19 protein-coding genes are annotated in these 18,926 nt (G+C 50.9%); 4 read left to right on the top strand and 15 right to left on the bottom strand.

The annotated features are described in order from the left end of the window. Positions 1-126 precede the first annotated feature (126 nt). The 9 genes from BJP58_RS30005 to BJP58_RS29965 all read right to left on the bottom strand — a co-directional run bounded on the left by BJP58_RS30005 (position 127) and on the right by BJP58_RS29965 (position 9,108). Positions 127-993, bottom strand: a complete 867-nt coding sequence (locus BJP58_RS30005; protein WP_442953974.1) for a PHP domain-containing protein — start codon at positions 991-993, stop codon at positions 127-129. A gap of 38 nt (positions 994-1,031) precedes the next feature. Then, on the bottom strand, positions 1,032-1,937 hold the full coding sequence (locus tag BJP58_RS30000) for a selenium metabolism-associated LysR family transcriptional regulator (protein ID WP_194541743.1): 906 nt from the start codon (positions 1,935-1,937) through the stop codon (positions 1,032-1,034). Positions 1,938-2,054: 117 nt separating this feature from the next. Then, a complete protein-coding gene (locus BJP58_RS29995) occupies positions 2,055-2,492 on the bottom strand; it encodes a hypothetical protein (RefSeq protein WP_071223691.1) in 438 nt (145 codons plus the stop codon). A gap of 408 nt (positions 2,493-2,900) precedes the next feature. Further along, complete coding sequence (locus tag BJP58_RS29990; RefSeq protein ID WP_006209210.1) at positions 2,901-3,164, bottom strand: YlbG family protein; 264 nt, start codon at positions 3,162-3,164, stop codon at positions 2,901-2,903. 47 nt (positions 3,165-3,211) lie between these two features. After that, entirely contained in the window at positions 3,212-3,649 is a 438-nt protein-coding gene (locus BJP58_RS29985; protein ID WP_071223946.1) for a YlbF/YmcA family competence regulator, read from the bottom strand. Positions 3,650-3,751: 102 nt separating this feature from the next. After that, positions 3,752-5,473 carry a helicase-associated domain-containing protein gene (locus BJP58_RS29980; RefSeq protein WP_194541742.1) on the bottom strand — a complete coding sequence of 574 codons (1,722 nt, stop codon included), beginning with the start codon at positions 5,471-5,473 and terminating at the stop codon, positions 3,752-3,754. Next, positions 5,470-7,254: a DNA repair helicase XPB gene (locus tag BJP58_RS29975; protein WP_194541741.1), complete on the bottom strand. Its 1,785-nt coding sequence runs from the start codon at positions 7,252-7,254 to the stop codon at positions 5,470-5,472. Before BJP58_RS29975 ends, BJP58_RS29980 begins: the two co-directional genes overlap by 4 nt. A 141-nt stretch (positions 7,255-7,395) precedes the next feature. After that, positions 7,396-8,565 (bottom strand): M20 family metallopeptidase, encoded by a 1,170-nt coding sequence (locus tag BJP58_RS29970; protein ID WP_194541740.1) that lies wholly within the window; start codon positions 8,563-8,565, stop codon positions 7,396-7,398. A gap of 33 nt (positions 8,566-8,598) precedes the next feature. Beyond that, positions 8,599-9,108 carry an NUDIX hydrolase gene (locus tag BJP58_RS29965; protein ID WP_194541739.1) on the bottom strand — a complete coding sequence of 170 codons (510 nt, stop codon included), beginning with the start codon at positions 9,106-9,108 and terminating at the stop codon, positions 8,599-8,601. A 252-nt stretch (positions 9,109-9,360) separates the two neighbouring features. Here BJP58_RS29965 and BJP58_RS29960 point away from each other — a divergent pair, with 252 nt between their 5' ends. Beyond that, positions 9,361-9,708: a YugN family protein gene (locus tag BJP58_RS29960; RefSeq protein WP_009589628.1), complete on the top strand. Its 348-nt coding sequence runs from the start codon at positions 9,361-9,363 to the stop codon at positions 9,706-9,708. A gap of 11 nt (positions 9,709-9,719) precedes the next feature. Continuing rightward, positions 9,720-10,937, top strand: coding sequence for a putative lipid II flippase FtsW (gene ftsW / locus BJP58_RS29955; RefSeq protein ID WP_194541738.1), 1,218 nt, complete (start codon positions 9,720-9,722; stop codon positions 10,935-10,937). A gap of 53 nt (positions 10,938-10,990) precedes the next feature. Here the strand turns inward: ftsW and BJP58_RS29950 are convergent, their stop codons facing one another. Next, positions 10,991-11,377, bottom strand: coding sequence for an Asp23/Gls24 family envelope stress response protein (locus tag BJP58_RS29950; RefSeq protein WP_009589611.1), 387 nt, complete (start codon positions 11,375-11,377; stop codon positions 10,991-10,993). 187 nt (positions 11,378-11,564) lie between these two features. Here BJP58_RS29950 and cax point away from each other — a divergent pair, with 187 nt between their 5' ends. Next, on the top strand, positions 11,565-12,638 hold the full coding sequence (cax, locus tag BJP58_RS29945; protein WP_194541737.1) for a calcium/proton exchanger: 1,074 nt from the start codon (positions 11,565-11,567) through the stop codon (positions 12,636-12,638). Positions 12,639-12,766: 128 nt separating this feature from the next. Here the strand turns inward: cax and BJP58_RS29940 are convergent, their stop codons facing one another. The 5 genes from BJP58_RS29940 to BJP58_RS29920 all read right to left on the bottom strand — a co-directional run bounded on the left by BJP58_RS29940 (position 12,767) and on the right by BJP58_RS29920 (position 17,715). After that, positions 12,767-13,054 carry an Fpa/YlaN family protein gene (locus BJP58_RS29940; RefSeq protein ID WP_009589686.1) on the bottom strand — a complete coding sequence of 96 codons (288 nt, stop codon included), beginning with the start codon at positions 13,052-13,054 and terminating at the stop codon, positions 12,767-12,769. A 150-nt stretch (positions 13,055-13,204) separates the two neighbouring features. Continuing rightward, positions 13,205-13,450 carry an HPr family phosphocarrier protein gene (locus tag BJP58_RS29935; protein WP_071223684.1) on the bottom strand — a complete coding sequence of 82 codons (246 nt, stop codon included), beginning with the start codon at positions 13,448-13,450 and terminating at the stop codon, positions 13,205-13,207. Between the two features lie 95 nt (positions 13,451-13,545). Next, a complete protein-coding gene (locus BJP58_RS29930; protein ID WP_071223683.1) occupies positions 13,546-14,661 on the bottom strand; it encodes an aminopeptidase in 1,116 nt (371 codons plus the stop codon). A gap of 131 nt (positions 14,662-14,792) precedes the next feature. Continuing rightward, positions 14,793-15,620, bottom strand: coding sequence for a hypothetical protein (locus tag BJP58_RS29925; RefSeq protein ID WP_194541736.1), 828 nt, complete (start codon positions 15,618-15,620; stop codon positions 14,793-14,795). A 103-nt stretch (positions 15,621-15,723) separates the two neighbouring features. Further along, on the bottom strand, positions 15,724-17,715 hold the full coding sequence (locus BJP58_RS29920) for a sensor domain-containing diguanylate cyclase (RefSeq protein ID WP_194541735.1): 1,992 nt from the start codon (positions 17,713-17,715) through the stop codon (positions 15,724-15,726). A 533-nt stretch (positions 17,716-18,248) separates the two neighbouring features. On the opposite strand from BJP58_RS29920, the gene rpsD reads away from it, so the two are divergent. Continuing rightward, positions 18,249-18,851, top strand: a complete 603-nt coding sequence (gene rpsD / locus BJP58_RS29915; RefSeq protein WP_071223680.1) for a 30S ribosomal protein S4 — start codon at positions 18,249-18,251, stop codon at positions 18,849-18,851. Positions 18,852-18,926 lie beyond the last annotated feature (75 nt).

Here is an 18,926-nt window from a genome sequence, read left to right as displayed (position 1 = left end):
TATCCGAAAGGTCGTAGGACCAGCCGGAGTACCCGTTTTTTCTTACTGTCATGCCGCGATTTCCTATACGAATCCGCCGGAGCGCGCAAACGTATTCCGCTCGAAACCCGCGCCGTGTTGTCGATCTTAGCTCCTTGCCCGCGCCTGTTGAAGCTCATCCAACACCTGGATGGATACCTGGCGGCTGCCGATATCCCCATGGAACACCTGGCCCTGCCTCTCGCCATGGTAATCGGATCCGGCGGTCACAATCAAACCGTATGCCTCGGCCATCGCCAAATACCGTTTCTCCTCTGCTGCCCCATGGTCCGAATGATAGACTTCAATCCCCTTGAAAGCAGCCTCTTCAATGACCGCTCTCACCAATGCATCATCGCCGTAGAGTCCAGGGTGCGCAAGCACCGGCACGCCCCCGGCTTCGCGTATCCATTCGCAGGCTTCCTTGGGATGAATCCGCGGCTGCGGCACATATGCAGCTGCGCCCTGTGCGAGATACCGGTCAAAGGCATCCCTTAGATCGAGGGCATGACCCTTAAGAACCAAGGCATCCGCAATATGCGGGCGGCCGATGCTCTCATCGGGTTCGAGCGGCCGCCCCAAGCCTCCGATCACTTCCTCCATCGTCAGCTCGATGCCTAGCCCTCTCAGCTTCGCCATGATCTTCTCATTGCGCTCCCCTCTTGTACGACGGAGCTCTGCCAGCCGCTTCAGAAACACGGGGTCCTGGTAATCTATGTAATAGCCCAGGACGTGAATATCCGTCCCGCCTGCCATGGTGCTGATTTCTACGCCAGGGACCACGATCATGTTGAGGCGTTCTCCGGCTTGCAGCGCCTCCTCGACACCGGCCACCGTGTCATGGTCCGTTATAGCTAGAGCCCCAAGTCCCCGCTCGAAAGCAAGCTGCACGTTCTCCGAAGGTGTGTTCATCCCGTCCGAAGCCTGGGTGTGGGAATGAAGGTCGCAGCCTGTCCGATTCATCGATTTATCTATGTCAATCAATCCCCTTTCGTTGTAAGTTCGGGTGTGCTTTATCGCTGGTTTTGCTGACGTTCCTTTAAATAGGCCAAAAACGTCATCGCCGACATCGGCAGCAGCGCGGACCGCAACTGAATGGAATAAAAATTCCGTTTAAACGAAGCATCCGCAATATCAATCATTTTGACTAAACCGAGCGCGGTTTCATGCTTGACCGTTGAGGTCGACAGCATCGTAATGCCGAGCCCTTCCTCTACCGCCGATTTCACCGCTCCCGTACTCCCAAGCTCCATGACCGTTTGGATGCTTTCGGGATCATACCCCCGCATAAGCAGCACATCCTCCATCACCTTCCGTGTGCCAGACCCCTTCTCGCGAAGCACAAACGGATACTTCAGCACATCCTCCAAATATATCGCATCTTTCCTTATTGCTAAAGGATGGCCGGAAGGAACGATCAGTTTCAACTCATCCTCCATGACCGAATCGAGAACCATATCCGGATGCTCCACAGGTGCCTCAATCAGCCCGAAATTCAGTTGATAGCCGGCGATTTCCTCGAGGATCTGCGTGGTGTTCATCACTTTCAGCATAATGGATATATCCGGATACTCCCGGCCGAAGGGCCCCAGCAATCTGGGCAGCACGTATTCCCCGATGGTCAGGCTTGCCCCCAGCTGCAGCCTTCCCTGAAGCTTATTAGAGAAAGCCGCCATCGCCGCGTCCGTTTCCTGCGACAGCTCCAGGCTCTTGCGGGCAAAAGGAAGCAGCGTCCTCCCGGCTTCGGACAATTCCATGCGCTTGGTGGAACGAATGAGGAGCTTTGTTCCAAAATACTCCTCGAGCGATTGTACCTGCATCGTCACAGCAGGCTGGCTCATATGAAGCGCCTGGGCAGCAGCGGAAAAACTCCCGCGCTCTGCTACCGTGTAAAAAATATGTAGCTGATGAAAGTTCATAACATCGGTTCCCCTCTCGCTGCCGCTTTTGTATTTATCATTGTAACGGATCGCGGCGGAGCATACAAAAAAGACATCCGCGCTTACGCTCGCATGCCATATGAAAACTCTATTTCTTTATTTACGTTTACGGCTGTTCTTAATCAGTGTCATGCGACGTGAATGGCGAAGCCATGAGTAATAAGACTTCAGGTCTCGAAGCTCAATGGTTTCTGACATACGTCCCAAAAAAGTTACAATAATCATCCGATGCAGCGGGTTGCCAATCAGATCACGTTCATGCTCCAGCTCCGAGAACTCCGCCACAACAACGAGGTCGTCGTCAATCAGATAGACATCCTGCTCGTTGCGGTAATACGGCACGATCCGGTCCTGCTTCAGGCACTCCCACATCCATGTCCCGATTTCCTCATGGGACGTGTCGTTACCTTGAACCCGGTCCGTATAACGGCTCTTGGCATGATTGGTAATGACGATGTCGGCGACCTTTTTATCATTTAACGTAATATAAAACGGCTCATAGGTGCTCCACCGCTCAGTCCCTTTGTCGCGCATGGAATATCACTCTCCACCAAATGGGTCTTTGTATCTATGTATATATACCCAACATATTACATCATTCCACTGGCATTCACAAGATTGAAACCTCGCTTCTTGTGAACAATCACCGAAAATTTAGAAATATCTCTAGTTGTATCCTGTGCGTTGGGGCGCTGACGCCCGAATGGAATGATGGGTTTGATTAAAATGTAAATTGTACCTTACTTATACTATTTTATCAAACAAGATTCCGAATTATGCCAATCTATCGTCATCAATCCATAATAAACTTTATAAAGCCATGCCCACGCTCCAACTTTATACTTACCGATAGTTTAAAAAAAGCGGCCCTACGGGGGCCGCTTTACGCTCTTCTCACTAACTTATGCGATTTGCGTTAGATTCACGATCAGGCACATCATGCTAAGGTCCGTAAAACTTCGCTTTATCCGGTCCTTTGCTGCTGTACTCCGTCTTAATCTCATTCCGGTAGGAGCGCTCGATCTTACGAACGTAGGACAATCTCCGGATGTTCTTCATTGTTTCCTCGGCGCGGTCAGCATTGACGTACATGACAACATAATGCATGCGGCGTGATATATAGTGCACACTGCCGTATTTCTCCAAATTCCTTGCTGCCTTCACATCGCTGACCCATATAATAAAACCGGTCCGTTCAGCCAACATCCTAAGCTCCTCGCCTCGCTTTCGTCTCTATCTCTAGTCTTTGCCTATTATCCGCACGAACAAGCTCCGCCGCTGCCGCAACCCTTCTTGGGAAGAGGATCGTTGCCCGGAACCTTGATGCTCTCCGAAACCGAAAAAGCAATCTTCTCCGACATCGAATGCAGCAGATCGTCCAGATTCTTCTCCGCCTGCTTGAACCGGGCTACAGGCTCGAAAGCCTCAAGCTCCGCTTCCACCGCGGCTACTTCATCCTTTGCCGAATGGTAATTCGGGTGAAAGTGACCGAACCGCTGGGTCTCTTCAAACAGCTCTTTCTTGGACTCAAGCTTTTTGATTAAAGCCTGAATCATAGGATCACCCTCAACTGCCTGCTTCCAATATAGATAATCCGCCACTTCGACGGAAGCATTAATCATGTCGCCTATTTCATAGGCATAGGTGAGCACCTCGGCCATATCGACCGTATTTATTTCCGATACGCTCATGAACTCATCCCGCTTTTCTATTAGTTTGGCCCACGCTTTGTTTGTGGACTCTTTCATCATAGCATAACGCTCGTATCTTAAGAAGGGGGAATTCATACGCTTTTACGGAATCACAAGCCGCATTTCCTTCCATTCCCCTTCGCCTAACTGCACCACGGTTTCCGTCATTTCGGAATCAGATTCGGAGTCCGGATCGTATAACGCTCCCGAAATTTTCCATGGCTGCCGCTCGAGCTGAAATGGAATAAACTCCATCCGGCTGCCATCGACCGCAATCTCTAATTTAGCTGACAATTCAAGCGCCTGCTCCATCATTTGCTTGGCCGTCGAACCGTGATAAGAGCGCCAATCCCGTGTCCACATGATGGGAATCCGGTTCAAATCCGGAACGATTGACGTTATATCCGGAAGGCTGTGGTCCAATTCAAGAGCAAGCTCGCTGCGCGCAGGGCGAATCAAACTGCTGGATGGGCTGCCAGAATAACCCGGCATGACGTAACGGTTATCTTCTTCATCACAGGCCCCGGGTACCGCTTTATCTTTCGGAGCTGCGCCGATAAATCGTGAAAGCTCATCCTTGCCCGTTCTTTCAAGCTCTTTGCCCCACTGACATAAGGCAGCATGCACGTTCTCCGGAATTCCCGCCGCAGCATACTCCGTAAAAAATGCCTTGATCGCTTCCAGCCCCATTCCTGCCATCGCCGCCTGAGCCACCGAATCCCTGGTCAGACGATAGACCGTCATTACGTCATCCGAGATGCGCTCCGTGCACAGGGCAGCCGTAAACTTGACCGTGTAAGACGCGTCAGGCGGAATCAATATGTCAAAATCCGGCTGGATAAACAGCCCCGAAGATCCGGTGTTATCCTGGCTGCTTCCACTCAGCAAGGAGCAGGGATCCATACGCCACCGGAACAGGAATTGGCCATCGTGATCCATGCCAAGATCGGTGTAACCGCAGCCGGTTAATAAACGGAGCCATGAAGCTGCGTCCTCCGCGGACAATTCCTTTCCGCTACTTGGCTCCAAGTTCTGGGGCTCCTCGCCATATGCCAATGTGTGCTGAGCATAGTACCACATCCCACCGATCCGTGATGAGTGACAAATCCGCCATGTGAAATGCTGATACTCGGCCAAACTCGGAACATAGCGTTCCATCATGCGCAACAGAACCAATCGGTCCATCGCTTCGCGCGTGAGTGCAAGCCAATGGCGCAATGCGGTCATGTTCAGTCTAAGCTCCCCTTGCTCCAGGGCGACCAGATCAAACGAAAACAGCAAATCCAATACAACCGCAATATGTGGTGGGTAAACATCAGCGTGATCATATTGAAGTGCAAGCCCCTCAACATCGGATGGCGATAATTCCACCACGCTCCCCAGCTTCTGAATAAATTTTTTATGCAGAACCCCTTTAGCAGTCACAGCCACTCGGTTCTTAGCGACATATACGAGAACGTTGAACATATCGACTGCTATCCCGCTTCTTCCCTCCTGCTGGAGCTTCACGGCAGCTGCGGGAACGGAACCCGCCTTGAGATCGCCAAAGGCCTCCTGGAGAATCTGAAGCTTATCAAAAGGGATGAAATACATCCTCTCGCCCCAGCCCTGCTTCACCGCTTGAACCCATCGCTGCTGCCTCAAGGATAAGAAGGCGAGCTGCACTTCCACGCCGCTCAAGCGCCGAACGCGCAGCGAGCGAAGTTTGTCGTCATCAAATCGCTGCCCGGCAAAACGGCTCCAGATATGATGAAGGACCGACCGCTCCTTTGGAAGAAGCCGATCTAAGCTTATGACATCCGCCACGTCCTGCTGTTCCATCATCTCCACGAGGCCTCCTTCCCGTCAGGAATCTGCAGGCGATGCCTATGCCGCATCGATGACATGTCAAGGAAGGCTGGGTGCTTCGCTTGAATCGCGTGATATTCATACCCCTGCTCAATCAAGAACAGCTGACGCCGGATCGCAAACATCTCCTCCCGGCTCTCCTCCGTTACCAATACATAAAAATAAGCCCGGTTCTCCCCCTGCTTCGGCCGCAGCAAGCGTCCGAGACGCTGCGCCTCCTCCTGCCTTGAGCCGTAACTTCCCGAAACCTCGATCGCCACGGAGGCATCGGGCAGGTCAACGGCGAAGTTAGCCACTTTCGAAACGACAAGTACACGGACGGTTCCTTCCCGGAAAGCCTTATACCATTCATTGCGCTGATCCTGCGTCATCTGCCCCGTAATGAGAGGGGCCTGCAGCTCCTCGGCAATGGCATGAAGCTGATCCAGGTATTGCCCAATAATCAGCGTCTGTGCATCCTTGTGGAAATCCACGAGCTGCCGAATCACGCGGAGCTTGGACGGATTTTCGGCAGCCAGCCGATACTGATCCCTTTTGCCCGCCGTCTCGCAGGCTGCTCTGATCTCATCCGGCAGCGGCACCTTAATCTCCGTACAGTCCACCGAAGCAATCCAGCCCTGCTCCTCCAGCCTTTTCCACGGCATTTCATATCGTTTGGGGCCGATCAACGAGAATACGTCATGCTCCCTTCCATCCTCTCGAACCAGGGTGGCGGTCAGTCCGAGCCTGCGGGTCGCTTGAATATCAGCCGTCGCACGGAATACCGGTGCCGGAAGAAGATGAACCTCATCATAGATGATTAAGCCCCAGCGGCGTTCATTAAACAGCTTCATATGCTGCTGTTCATCCCCCTTGCCTTGTCGGTGGGTCAGGATGTGATAGGTGGCGACCGTTACCGGCCTCACCTCTTTGCGCTGACCGGAGTATTCACCGATCTCCTCCACGGACAGCGAGGTTTTCTGCAGCAGCTCGGCGATCCACTGCCGTACAGACGTTGTGTTGGAAGTGAGGATCAGAGTCTCGCACTGCAGATCGCGCATCGCAGCGATGCCAATGACCGTTTTCCCGGCACCGCAAGGCAGGACAAGGACCCCGTTGCCGCCTTCACCGCCGACATCCCTGAAGGAATCGGCAGCCTTCCGCTGATAGTCGCGGAGCTGAAAGCGCTGATCGTTGGATCCGCCGTTGGAGTCTTCAAGACCCCCACTGTCCGGCTTTTCACCACGCCAAAGAATGTTCAGATATTGCCCGTCCATATATCCCGCGTGGTCCAGCACAGGATAGCCGAGCCGGGTCAGCTCCTGCTTCAATAGGCCACGTCGGTCTGAAGGCACTTCTGCTTCCTTCGGCGAAATCAATCGAACGCCGATTTCCTTCAGGGAGCGATGGGATATCAGCTCCTGCATCAAGGCTTCCTCATGACTAGATAGCAGCAATGAGCGGTCAAGCGTGGGATGCGGGAGCAGCGACAGCTGTCCGTAACGCCCAACAAGTTGGCAAACCTCTTCGAGCAGAGCTGCCGGCACATCCCATCGTGACAGCGACCGAAGGCTCGAACAAATTGCCTCAGCCGTCATTCCCCCGGCAGCGGCGTTCCATAAGGATAACGGGGTGAGGCGATATGTATGAAAAGACGAAGGACTTTTGATCAAATCCGCATACTGGGCCAGTTGTACGCGTGCGATCTCAGCATCCGCATGAGCGGTTTCAAGCAATATGGTCCGATCCCGCTGGACGATGCATGGCTTGTTATGCACCCTATTCCCTCCTCGTAACGTTTGGTCATCTTAAAAAAAAAGAAGCCCACATCCATGTCCATGGATCTGAACTTCCCCTATGATCTATAGGATTTCCAAATTACGAGCGTTCATGCGCGATGATTGCGATTTTCTTAAAGTCTAGTCCCCGTTCTGATAGCTCGACACCATCTCGACCAGCAGCTTCGCCCCATAACGCATGGCATCTTCATCAAAGTCGAACATCGGATGGTGATGCGGATAGATTGCCGCCTTATCCGGGTTACCGGCTCCAACGAAAATGAAGCAGCCCGGAATTTCCTTCAAGTAGTATGCAAAATCCTCTGCCGGCATCAGTTTGGGTGACACCTTGACCTGATCCGCTTCGAATACCTTAGGGGCCGTACGGAAGAAGCGAGCGGTTTCGGTCTCATCATTCACCAAGGGTGGATACCCGACGAGATATCGAACCGCTGCTTTCGTGCCGTAGGTTTCCGAAACCGTCCGGGTCATATGCTCGATCCGCTCCCGTATTAGCGTCCGGGTAGGTTCGTCAAAGGTGCGTACCGTTCCCGTGATCCGGCAAGAGGAAGCAATGACGTTTTGCGCCGTTCCGGCTTGCATCGTTCCTACCGTAACCACGGCAGGCTGCAGCGGATCTACCGTGCGGCTTACAATGGTTTGAAGCTGCATGACCAGCGCTGCTCCCGCTACCAGGGCATCGGCTGTCACATGCGGCATACCGCCGTGTCCCCCGCGCCCCGTAATATCAATGAAGAACTCATCCGCCGCAGCCATCAGCGGACCTGGCGCGCTCGCTGCGGTTCCTACTGGAAACGGCGTCCATAAGTGGAGACCATAGACAACGTCGGCTCCGTCAAGCGCTCCATCCTTGATCATCTCTACCGCACCGCCGGGGCAGACTTCCTCCGCCGGTTGAAACATGAAACGAATCTCGCCCTGAACTTCTTCCGGGTACGTGCTGTAGTAAGCCGCAGCCCCCAGCAGCATGGATGCATGCCCGTCATGCCCGCAAGCATGCATCGCTCCTTGCACCCGCGATTTGTACTCGCAGCTCTTGCCGTCTTCAATCGGCAGCGCATCCATGTCGGAGCGCAGCACAACGGTCTTGCCGGGTTTATCTCCTCTTAGAATTCCTATCACTCCATGACCGCCTACGCCTGTCTTGACCTCCAGACCAAGCTCCTGCAGCCGGGTTGCTATAAATGTCGAAGTTTCCTTCTCCTGGAACGAAAGTTCCGGGTGCATATGTAAATGACGCCGCCATTCCACCATCCGTGGATACCATTGTTCCCAAAATGCTTCCTTCATCAAGTTCCATCATCCTTCCCCGCTATATGCGGCTCAATCGATCGCAAGAAATCCGTGAAGCTTGCTCAGCAGCAGCCCGTGCCCAACCATGGCATCCATTCGGCCGCTTTCCTTCATCTTGCGATACACATCCCTGAGCGGGACCCACATAGCTCTAACATCTTCGTCCTCATCTTGATTCGACTCGTGGCTAACGGACACCTTCAAATCGTCGGTGAAATAAAAATGAACGTTCCGGTTGGCTAGAGAAGCCATCGGATAAGCGCTGCCCATGTAGGACAAGTCCTTGCACAGTACACCTGCCTCTTCCTCAAGCTCCCGCTTCACGGCAAGCTTCCGTTCCTCACCGGGTCTCACCGTTCCGCCAGGAAGCTCCCAAGTGATCTCATCCACCGCTTCCCGGTGCTGGCATACCAGGAGCAGACATCCTTGATAAACGGCCACAACCGCTGTTGATTCCGGAATCCGGTCGATCACGACAATTTCCTTCTGCCCGTTCTCTTCCACTACATAATAATCCGTGCGGTAAACGACGCGGTTCATCGGCCATATCCACCCTTCGCTTGAATTGAAGTCCTATGAATATATAACCACCGGAATGGAAAGCGTACATTTCACAGCGTTTTCACTTGCTTTTATTTTAGCAGAAAAGAAGAATGCCTGTCGTTATCAAAAACTCATCTGGATAAAAGGTCTCAATTGAAGCGTGACGGGCGGTACAGGCTTGCACAAGTTCCTGAAACATACTATCATATTAAAGAACTTTGCAAGGACTATTAAGGGGGTTACGACCACATGATTTTCGAAAATACAGGCTTGGACGGATTGCACAGCGATTTAGCTTACCTCGATGAATGTGCCGAGAAAGTAGGCTTCATTCGTTGGCAGTGGGAATACTACCGCGCTACATATGACTTGAAAATCGAAGATAAAAAAAATCAGGCTGAATACTTCCTGCGCATTAACACCCGCGCTGTTGAAGGCAAGCTCGAAAAACCGGATACCATCCTCAAAATCGAAGCGGTATACCTGGGTAAAGCCACGTTCCCGCACGGACTCGAGTATGAATCCATGGCTCCACAGCCCGTTATGAATGTGGCCACCAAGAAGCTTCAAGAGCTCAAAGCTCTTCTGGAAGCGTAAGGTCGAACATTATGAATACGACCAAACCTCAGCCGAAGAGAGGGACGCCTGATTTTCAACTGCTGATCCTTACCTTGCTGTTGGTGGGATTCGGACTGATCATGGTGTTCAGTTCCAGCTCCAGCTTGGCCGTTTTCAATGAAAAATTCAATAACGATCCGCTGCATTTTACGAAGCGGCAAGTCGCGTTTGCCGTCCTTGGCACATTGGTTATGTTTGTTGCCATGAACATCAACTATAAAAAGTACAAAAAGCTATTCATACCGGTGTTTTTTCTAACCTTGATGCTGCTGATTCTTGTGGTGATCATCGGTTCCGCAACCAACGGAGCCACAAGCTGGTTTAACCTGGGGAAATTCGGCATCCAGCCGACAGAACTGGCCAAAATAGCGACCATTGTCTATCTGGCAGCGTTGATCACCAAAAAAGGGGAACGAATCCGTCAATGGAAGGGCGGTTTCTTCCCCGTACTCATTATTGTAGGGATCGTAGCGGGACTGATCATGCTTCAGCCGGACCTGGGCTCCTGTTTCATCCTTGTGGCTACCAGCGGACTGCTGATCTATGCCGGCGGCGCCAGCCTCAAGCATATCCTCGGATGTATCTCGCTTGTTGCGCTTGGCCTGGTGCTCACACTGGGAGTCGGATCGCTCTTTAACTCCGGCGGAGATCAGGAAGAGGCTTCCAAGAACTATAAGATGGGCCGGATTGAGGCCTTCATGGACCCGTTCCACGATGAGTCGGACACGGGCTACAATTTGGTTCAATCGCTGATCGCCATCGGTCAGGGCGGTGTCACCGGAGCCGGTTACGGGGAGAGCGTGCAGAAGCTGCATTATCTGCCGAATCCTTACAACGACTTTATCTTTTCGGTCATCGGCGAAGAATTCGGTTTTATCGGAACCGCGATATTCCTCCTGCTCTACTTATATTTTATCCTGCGAGGGATCATTGTTTCGCTTCGCTGTTCGGATCCCTTCGGTACCTTGACCGGCGTCGGCATCATGGGACTGATCGCCATTCAGGCCTTCATCAATATCGGCGGGGTGACCAATACCATCCCGATAACGGGCGTTACCCTCCCGTTCATCAGTTATGGCGGATCCTCGCTGCTGGTCATGATGCTGAGTATGGGAATCGTGCTTAGCATATCCAGGGACAGCAACCGTCCGATGAAAGAGGAGCAGGTTAAATCCGTAATTAAAAAAGACTACCGGGCAATCCGGTAGTCTTTTTTTCGATTTTTTTCATCATTAGCGGGGCACGATCCCCTATGGTCGTCTTATTTGGCTCGAAGCTGAATATCGTCGATTTCATCGTCTTTAAACGCTACGCCTTCGACCTTCACGTTGACCTCAACCACTCGAAGCCCTGTCATGCTCTCGACAGCTTCGCGGACATTCTGTTGAAGCATGCGGCACACTTCATGTATTGGTGTCTCATAGAGCACGATAATCCGCAGGTCGATCGCCGCTTCCAGCTGACCTACTTCCACGGTAACACCCTTTTGCACATTTTTGCCGCTCAGTCTCTTAGCCCAGCCCTCGGACAATCCACCGGACATGGCTGCAATACCTGGGGTTTCCAAGGCAGCCAATCCGGCAATTTTCGAGACGACATCATCCGATATTCGAATCAAACCGTTATCCAGTTGAAGTTGTTCCGTCATGCCATATCCTCCTTCACCTCATTATCCGTTATTGTAAATCGTAACGGACCCAAAAAGCAAATGCTCCCTTCAGAAAACAGGGATAATTTTTCGAAAAATTTGGGTATATTGTAGAAAGCGATGCGAGAATCGTCGTTTCCAATCGCAAGAACTCATCAGTACATAAACCATAAGGTAGGTGTCGGTTATGAAAAAATGGCTAAATCCCGCGCTTCTCATCTTCACTTTTTTACTGAGCGCGCTGGGACACTTTGCGAACTGGAACTTCACGCTCCAATTCATTTTGTCTTCGATCTCGGTTATTTTTGTCGCCGGTTTTCTAGGCAAAGCAACCGAAAGCGTTGCGCATTACGCGGGTCAACGACTCGGGGGATTCCTCAACGCCACCTTCGGTAACGCGGCAGAGCTGATCATCGCCATCCTGCTGATCAAGGAAGGCTTGTACGATATGGTGAAGGCAAGCATCACCGGCTCCATTATCGGCAACTTGCTGCTCGTTCTCGGGCTCAGCCTGTTTGCCGGGGGCCTCAAGTTTAAAATCCAAAAATACAATGTGACGCTGGCAGGTCTGAACGGATCCCTGATGACGCTGGCCATTATCGCGTTGTTCATCCCTGCAGTCTTTCTGAATACCCACTCCATTACGGAGAGTGAAACCAAGACGCTCAGCCTCATTGTAGCGGGAATTCTTATCGTGTCCTACATCGCATGGCTTGGATTCTCAATGATTACCCACAAAAATTATTTGGCGGATGTCAGCGACGATCACGACCAGGATGCGCTGCCGCACGAGCACGGCCCCACCTGGTCCAAGAAACGCTCGATTCTGTATCTTGTCGTCGCCACCGTCATGGTCGCGTTTGTCAGCGAATGGCTTGTCGGGGTCCTTGAGCCTATCAGTCACGAGTATGGCCTCAGCGAGCTGTTTATCGGGGCCTTCTTGGTAGCGATTATCGGTAACGCCGCCGAACATAGTGCAGCTATCATGCTGGCGATGAAGAACAAAATCGGCGCCGCCGTTGAAATTGCCGTTGGCAGCAGCCTGCAGATCGCCCTGTTCGTTGCTCCCGTGCTTGTGTTTATCAGCTTCTTTCTCGGAGATACGATGGATCTCGTGTTCACCACGCTGGAGCTGGTCGCCATCGGCGTCGCCGTATTCATTGCCAGATCCATCACGCAGGACGGTGCATCCAACTGGTATGAAGGCCTTCTGCTGCTCGCCGTATACGTCATACTGGGCGTCTCGTTCTTCCTCGTCTAAGCGTAGGAAACGGTCCACCCGCACAGCTGCATACATCGTGCGCGATGCCATCCTATCCACAAGAAAAAAACGCATGCCGCCTGAGTGCGACATGCGTTTCTCTATGTATGCGCCTGTACGAGTACAGGCTATTTGGATTGATTCATGGCTTCGTACAGGACCGCCAGATTGCGTTCAAGCTTGCTGATCAGCTGCTTTCCCGTACTTTCCGGAAGAAGCCCGGCCCGCACCGCGAAATCAACCTCTTTTGAAAAACCGTACATTTGGGTATCCAGCACTTCCTCATAGAGAGGGCAATAACGGGTCGCCAGATTCTCCATCTGTACTTCAATAAGCTTTAGGATTTTATCTGCATCTTCATGTAGAAGACTGATCGCTTTGAGATTCAGCTGTTCCTGTAAATCAGATGAAGTCATGATCTTCCCCCCTATGTCAAAAATCACAGCACAGTTACTATCTTTAATATTAGTCGAAATCGTTTCTCAATACAAGGACCTGAACAAAATAGACCCTTTCTCTACGAAAAAACACCCTTCCATTCTATGGAAGGGTGTTTTTGGCGACTGTTATTCAGCCACGACGGATACATTCAAACCATGCTTGGTGAATACGTCGATCATTGCCTTTTTAGCTGCATCAGCATCAGGTCCATGTACATGCAGTTCATAGCTTTGGCTGTTGACAAGCGTTGTGAACAGACCCAAGATGCTCTTAACATCAATGTACTTGTTCTCCGCCTGTAAAACGATGGAGGATGAGAACTGGCTGGCGGTTTGCGAAATTTCTACGATAGATTGATTGTTATTGGACATACGAATCCCTCCGTAACTTTAGGATCTGAATAAAGCTCATCACTGCACCTTCATGATACATTGAATCCGTTTTCTTATGCAACATTTTTTCCAATCTATTTAAGATTTTCCGGATTTAACGCTGCCAGTTCTGGAATAACAAATATACCATCCTTGCGAATGAGACGGTCATCAAAGTAGATTTCCCCGCCGCCGTACTCCGGACGCTGGATCAACACGAGGTCCCAGTGAATCGAGGAACGATTGCCGTTGTCTGTTACATCATATGCTTGACCTGGCGTAAAATGCAGGCTACCTGCGATTTTCTCGTCAAACAGAATATCTTTCATCGGTGTCAAAATGTACGGGTTGAAGCCGATGGCAAACTCGCCGATATATCTTGCACCTTCGTCCGCATCAAGGATCTCGTTCAGCCGCTTCGTGTCGCTGCCTGTTGCTTCGACGATTTTTCCGTTTTCAAAGCGGAATTTAATATTTTCGAAGGTGACGCCATTGTAAAGAGTCGGTGTATTGTAAGCGATCGTTCCGTTAACCGAATCACGAACAGGCGCTGTGTATACCTCGCCATCCGGAATGTTTTTCTGGCCGGAGCATTTCTCCGCGCCGATGTTCTTGATCGAGAAGCTGAGGTCCGTTCCCGGTCCCACGATGCGAACCTTGTCGGTATTCCTCATCAGCTCGGCCAAAGGATCCTGCGCGCGGTCCATTTTGGAATAGTCCAGATTGCACACATCGAAGTAGAAATCCTCAAACGCCTCCGTGCTGGTGTTGGCAAGCTGCGCCATGCTGGCGTTCGGATAGCGGAGAACCACCCATTTCGTACGCTTGACACGTTCTTCGCTATGTACGGGATGCGAGTAAAGCGCATTGTACAGCTTCATGTTTTCCTCAGGCACGTCAGCCATATCGTTGACGTTCTCGCCTGCGCGGATACCGATGTAACAATCCATTTTCTTCATGCGCTCAAGATCCAGCTCAGCCCACAGCTCAAGCTGCTCCTTGTTTGCGTTCTTCAGCATGGCCCGTTGAACCGTGCGATCTGTCAATTGCACGAACGGGCGGCCGCCTTGATTCGAAACCTCCTCAATGATGGCATTCAGCAGATCGCGCTCCGATCCGATCATTTCAATGAGCACATTTTCACCTGGCTGCATATCTACCGAATAGTTCACGAGATTTTGAGCCAGTTTTTGAATTCTGGGATCACGCATATGTCATATCCTCCTTATGATGACTGTTCCCCTACATATGAATTGAACAGCGGTAAATTTATAAATTATTGTAGCATGCAACCAACACGAAGTCAGCGTTCATCGTTAAAAAAATTTTCATGGCTGATCCTTCAATAACCGGTAAATGTAACATCGGACAGCAGCGTTTCCGTGCGGGTTCTGCCCTGCTCGTCAACAAAAAACAACGTTCGTTCCATAGTCAGTTTGGTAGGAAGCTGTTTTTTGTTGTTAATCGTAACATGAGAGACCGAAACGGCATCCGCCTTGCTGAGCATGTTCTTCATTTCATTATAGTCTCGCTGCCAGACGGCCTTCAGTCGTTTACGAACCTTAGGGTCTGCACTGTACAAAGGATCCCCTTTGCGTTCGATCCGCGCAGCCAGCGCCTTCATCTGCTCATCCAGCGATCCATAGACCATATTGGCTGCCGCCTCGGGTGACAGCTCGATGCGCAGCACCTTGGTTCCTCTTGCCGCCCCCAGCTCCTGGGTCACCGTCTTCTCCGACTTTCCGATATACTCCAGCAGTTCCAGCGGATTCAAGCGGGTGATCCACATTTCTTCGGCATGTTCCGATGACAGCGTGCTCCACTTGCCTTCTTTGCGCTTCAGTGCCACTGTAAGCCCATCTGATTTATATACCGAATCCGCTGATACCTTATCCTTCTGTATTGTTGTCCCTTTGTCCCTTGATGATAGTGTCAAATCCGTATGATGCTGCAGATTGCCTTCAAATGCCAAACTTTGCTGAAACGGTCCGTTTTCTCCGGTCCGAATCGCTGCTTCTCCCCGAAAAGAGAAATTATCAACGCCCGACAGCCCCGACAGGGCACGGTTAAACGACTCTTCGGCCGACAACTGCTCCTGCCAGGCACATCCGGTTAGGCAAAAGACAAACAAAACCATTCCGATGACGCTCCGTGATCTTCTCATTCTCATAATCATCAGCCTCTCGTTGATCTTGCTCTTAGGCTATCCGCGGCCCCTTACATTATGCAGATTACAGAAAAAACCCTGCAGCCACTAAATAGCTGCAGGGTTTTTAATCCAGTCCGATTTCAGCTTCCGCCCTCTCCACGACAATCCGGTTGCGGCCGCCATTCTTCGCTTCGTAAAGGGCCATATCCGCTCGATAGAAGAGAGACTCTACGCTGATCTTGTCATTGGTCCAGTTCCATTCGGAAATTCCGCAGGACACCGTTACGCGGGGATCGGTCTCTTCCGATACCCTTATGCGAATCCGTTCGGCGACCTGCATCGCCTGTTGAATGCCGAGTCCCGGCAAATACACGGCAAGCTCTTCACCGCCCCAGCGGGCTGGAATATCGCTGTGCCGTATCGTTGTCTTCACGATGCTGCTGACCTGCTTCAGAATTTTGTCCCCCCGCTGGTGACCGAACGTATCATTGACCTGCTTGAATTCATCGATATCCACAACGATGAGAGAACCGCAAAAATCACGGTTCTGACATTCATGGATCATTTCGTCAAGATAATGTCTCGCATACAGTTCAGTCAGCATATCCCGGTTAGCCATTCTCCTCACTTCCGCATGCAGAAAAGCATTGCCGATAGCCAGACCAATATGGCTGGTCAGAGCTTGAAGCAGCCGATAGCTGTCATAGGAAAAATAATGCGGCTTCGCATGGGTGAGAAGAACAACGCCCCGTACCTCACCGTTAACGGTTAGCGGAGTAGCAATCATCGAGCTGGAATGGGTGCTCTCCATAAGCCTGGATTCCGCCGGACGTTCTTCGTGATAGTCTGACAGGATGAGGGGCTCCTTCGAATGATAGACTAGGCCGCCCAAACCATAATCCTTCTCAAAGACCTCCTTGGCAAGCCACTCGGCGTTGCAGGATACCACTTCAAGACCGCCAAGCTCCTCGTTATAAATCAAAATGCAGCAGTAATCGGCTTCAAGAATCTTTAGCAGCTCATGGTTGGCAAACTGAAATATCTCCGCCAAATGCAGGCTTTTGTTCAACCGCTGTGTCAGTTCATTAATCATACGGAGCTCATGAATCATCAGATTGGACTGCTCGTACAATTTGGCATTCTCAAACGCGGTGCCGGCAGCGTCGGCCATCATCCCGAGCAGCTCCAGATCCATATCGGGCAGCTCGGACTTGTCCACTTCCACATGGAGTACGCCATAAACGCCCTGCTTGCCTCCCATGGGAATCCCGATTTCCACGATCGAATCGGATTCCTCATGTTCATCAATCGTGAGGGTACCCTCCATAAATGTCCGCACATAAACCTCTTTCTGCCAATGATGAAGCAGCAGAGGACGTACAAGCGGATGTCCACTCTCATGGTCCTGAGACATAAACAATTCGACTTTGGCCTTGGGATACAGCGCCAGGACACTGTCGATAGCCTCCACCAGCACGCTGTCCACATCAATCTGGATATGCATCCGTTTGACATACTGAAACATGATGGAACGCCTGTGCACCTCACGCTCAGCTTGGGTGTGGACTTTCTCCAGATCATCAGCAAACACGTACTCCAGCTTCCGATAGAAGCAGGAACGAAACAATAAGGCGTATGTTTCTGTCAGCATAAGTGATTGTTCCGGCTCCATTGCCTGTGAGGAAACACTGACCATCACCGCAAATACATCACCATGAATGCGAGTGAAGAGCGGGACAGCGCACAGCACGCTTCCCTCAAACGAACCCTTTCCCATTCCTTGCGCCGCTTCCTTGGTGTTCAAAGCAAGCGATAATGTCTCATCTTCACTTACATTAAGGTATTCCGTTATATCGGAAGCCCCTGTCAGCCAAGCTCCCTCATGAGAAAGAAGGGCCCAGCTGAATTTCTTCATCGCCTGTGTGCCTGCGCTTTCTCTTAGCCACTCCAGATAGCTGTCTGATATGAGAGGCTGAATATAAGGGAAATCATGAGGTGTAATATCCAAGCTCTGAAGCCAAAAGCAAGGCTCGTTTCCAGGAATTGGCCCGGCATCATGAAACATAACTGCAGAGCCGGGAGAGCTTTCATACACTTTCCGTTGATCTTCTGACATATTGGGCGCTCCTTTGCACCATTATAAAAGGCCTATCCAAGACTGGCGTTCCGATTCATAATGTAAGGATCCATTTGGCTGCCGCATGAATGGCGGTAACCCAGCTGTTCAACATGTTGGGAGGGTGCTGCATAAACACCAGATAGATGTTACAATATGTAACTAGATAAATGAGACTACTTAATCCAATATCATCTTACTCTTTTCTACCCATTTTTGCATTAAAATTTATGCGTTTTTCACAATATTTTTAGGTCCATGGACCTATCGACAAAATTAGACAAAATCCAAGTTATAGTAAGTTGCAGGTTGAACTTGACTTTATATCATTACTTCATATAATATTTATTGTTGAGTAAGAATGCAATGCATTCCATGAATTTGGGCGGGTTGTGTCACCCTCACGTTATTTGTTACTGACAGGACAGCGGCTGAACTTTCCTGGCAGATCTTCCGGCGATTTCGGTAGAGCAAACAAATACGGCGCAAATAGAGCCCTAATGAAACTTTAATTAAAAAGGAGTCTATATAACATGGCACGTTACACCGGTCCTAAATTTAAATTAAGCCGTCGTCTGGGAATCTCCCTGAGCGGTACAGGTAAAGAATTGGCTAAACGCCCTTTCCCTCCAGGTCAGCATGGTCCTAACCAACGGAGAAAAGTCAGCAACTATGGTATGCAGCTTCAAGAAAAGCAAAAGCTGCGTCATATGTACGGCTTGGGCGAGAAGCAATTTAAAACCCTGTTTAACAAAGCAACTGGCATGAAAGGTATCGCTGGTGAGAACTTTATGTTCCTGCTTGAGAGCCGTCTGGACAACCTGGTTTACCGTCTTGGCTTCAGCAATTCCCGTGCGGGTGCTCGCCAATTGGTAGCTCACGGTCACGTGACTGTGAACGGCAAGAAAGTCGATATCGCTTCTTACGCTGTAAGCACTGGCGATGTAATCGGTCTTCGTGAAAGAAGCCGCGGCCTTTCCTCCATCAAGGAAGCTTTGGCTAACCGTGTACATCTTCCAGCTTACCTCGAATTTGATGAAGCAGCAATGGAAGGGAAATACATCCGTCTTCCAGAACGTTCCGAACTTTCCCAAGATATCGATGAGAAACAAATCGTCGAATTCTACAACCGTTAAGATGAACTCGGAATCTAAAAACCCTGAAGGCCTTGGCCTTCAGGGTTTTTGCTGTCTAATTGAATCCTCTTCAGG

The sequence above is a fragment of the Paenibacillus sp. JZ16 genome, from assembly GCF_015326965.1.
Classification (GTDB): domain Bacteria; phylum Bacillota; class Bacilli; order Paenibacillales; family Paenibacillaceae; genus Paenibacillus_AQ.
This window is presented reverse-complemented; position numbering and strand designations above follow the sequence as displayed.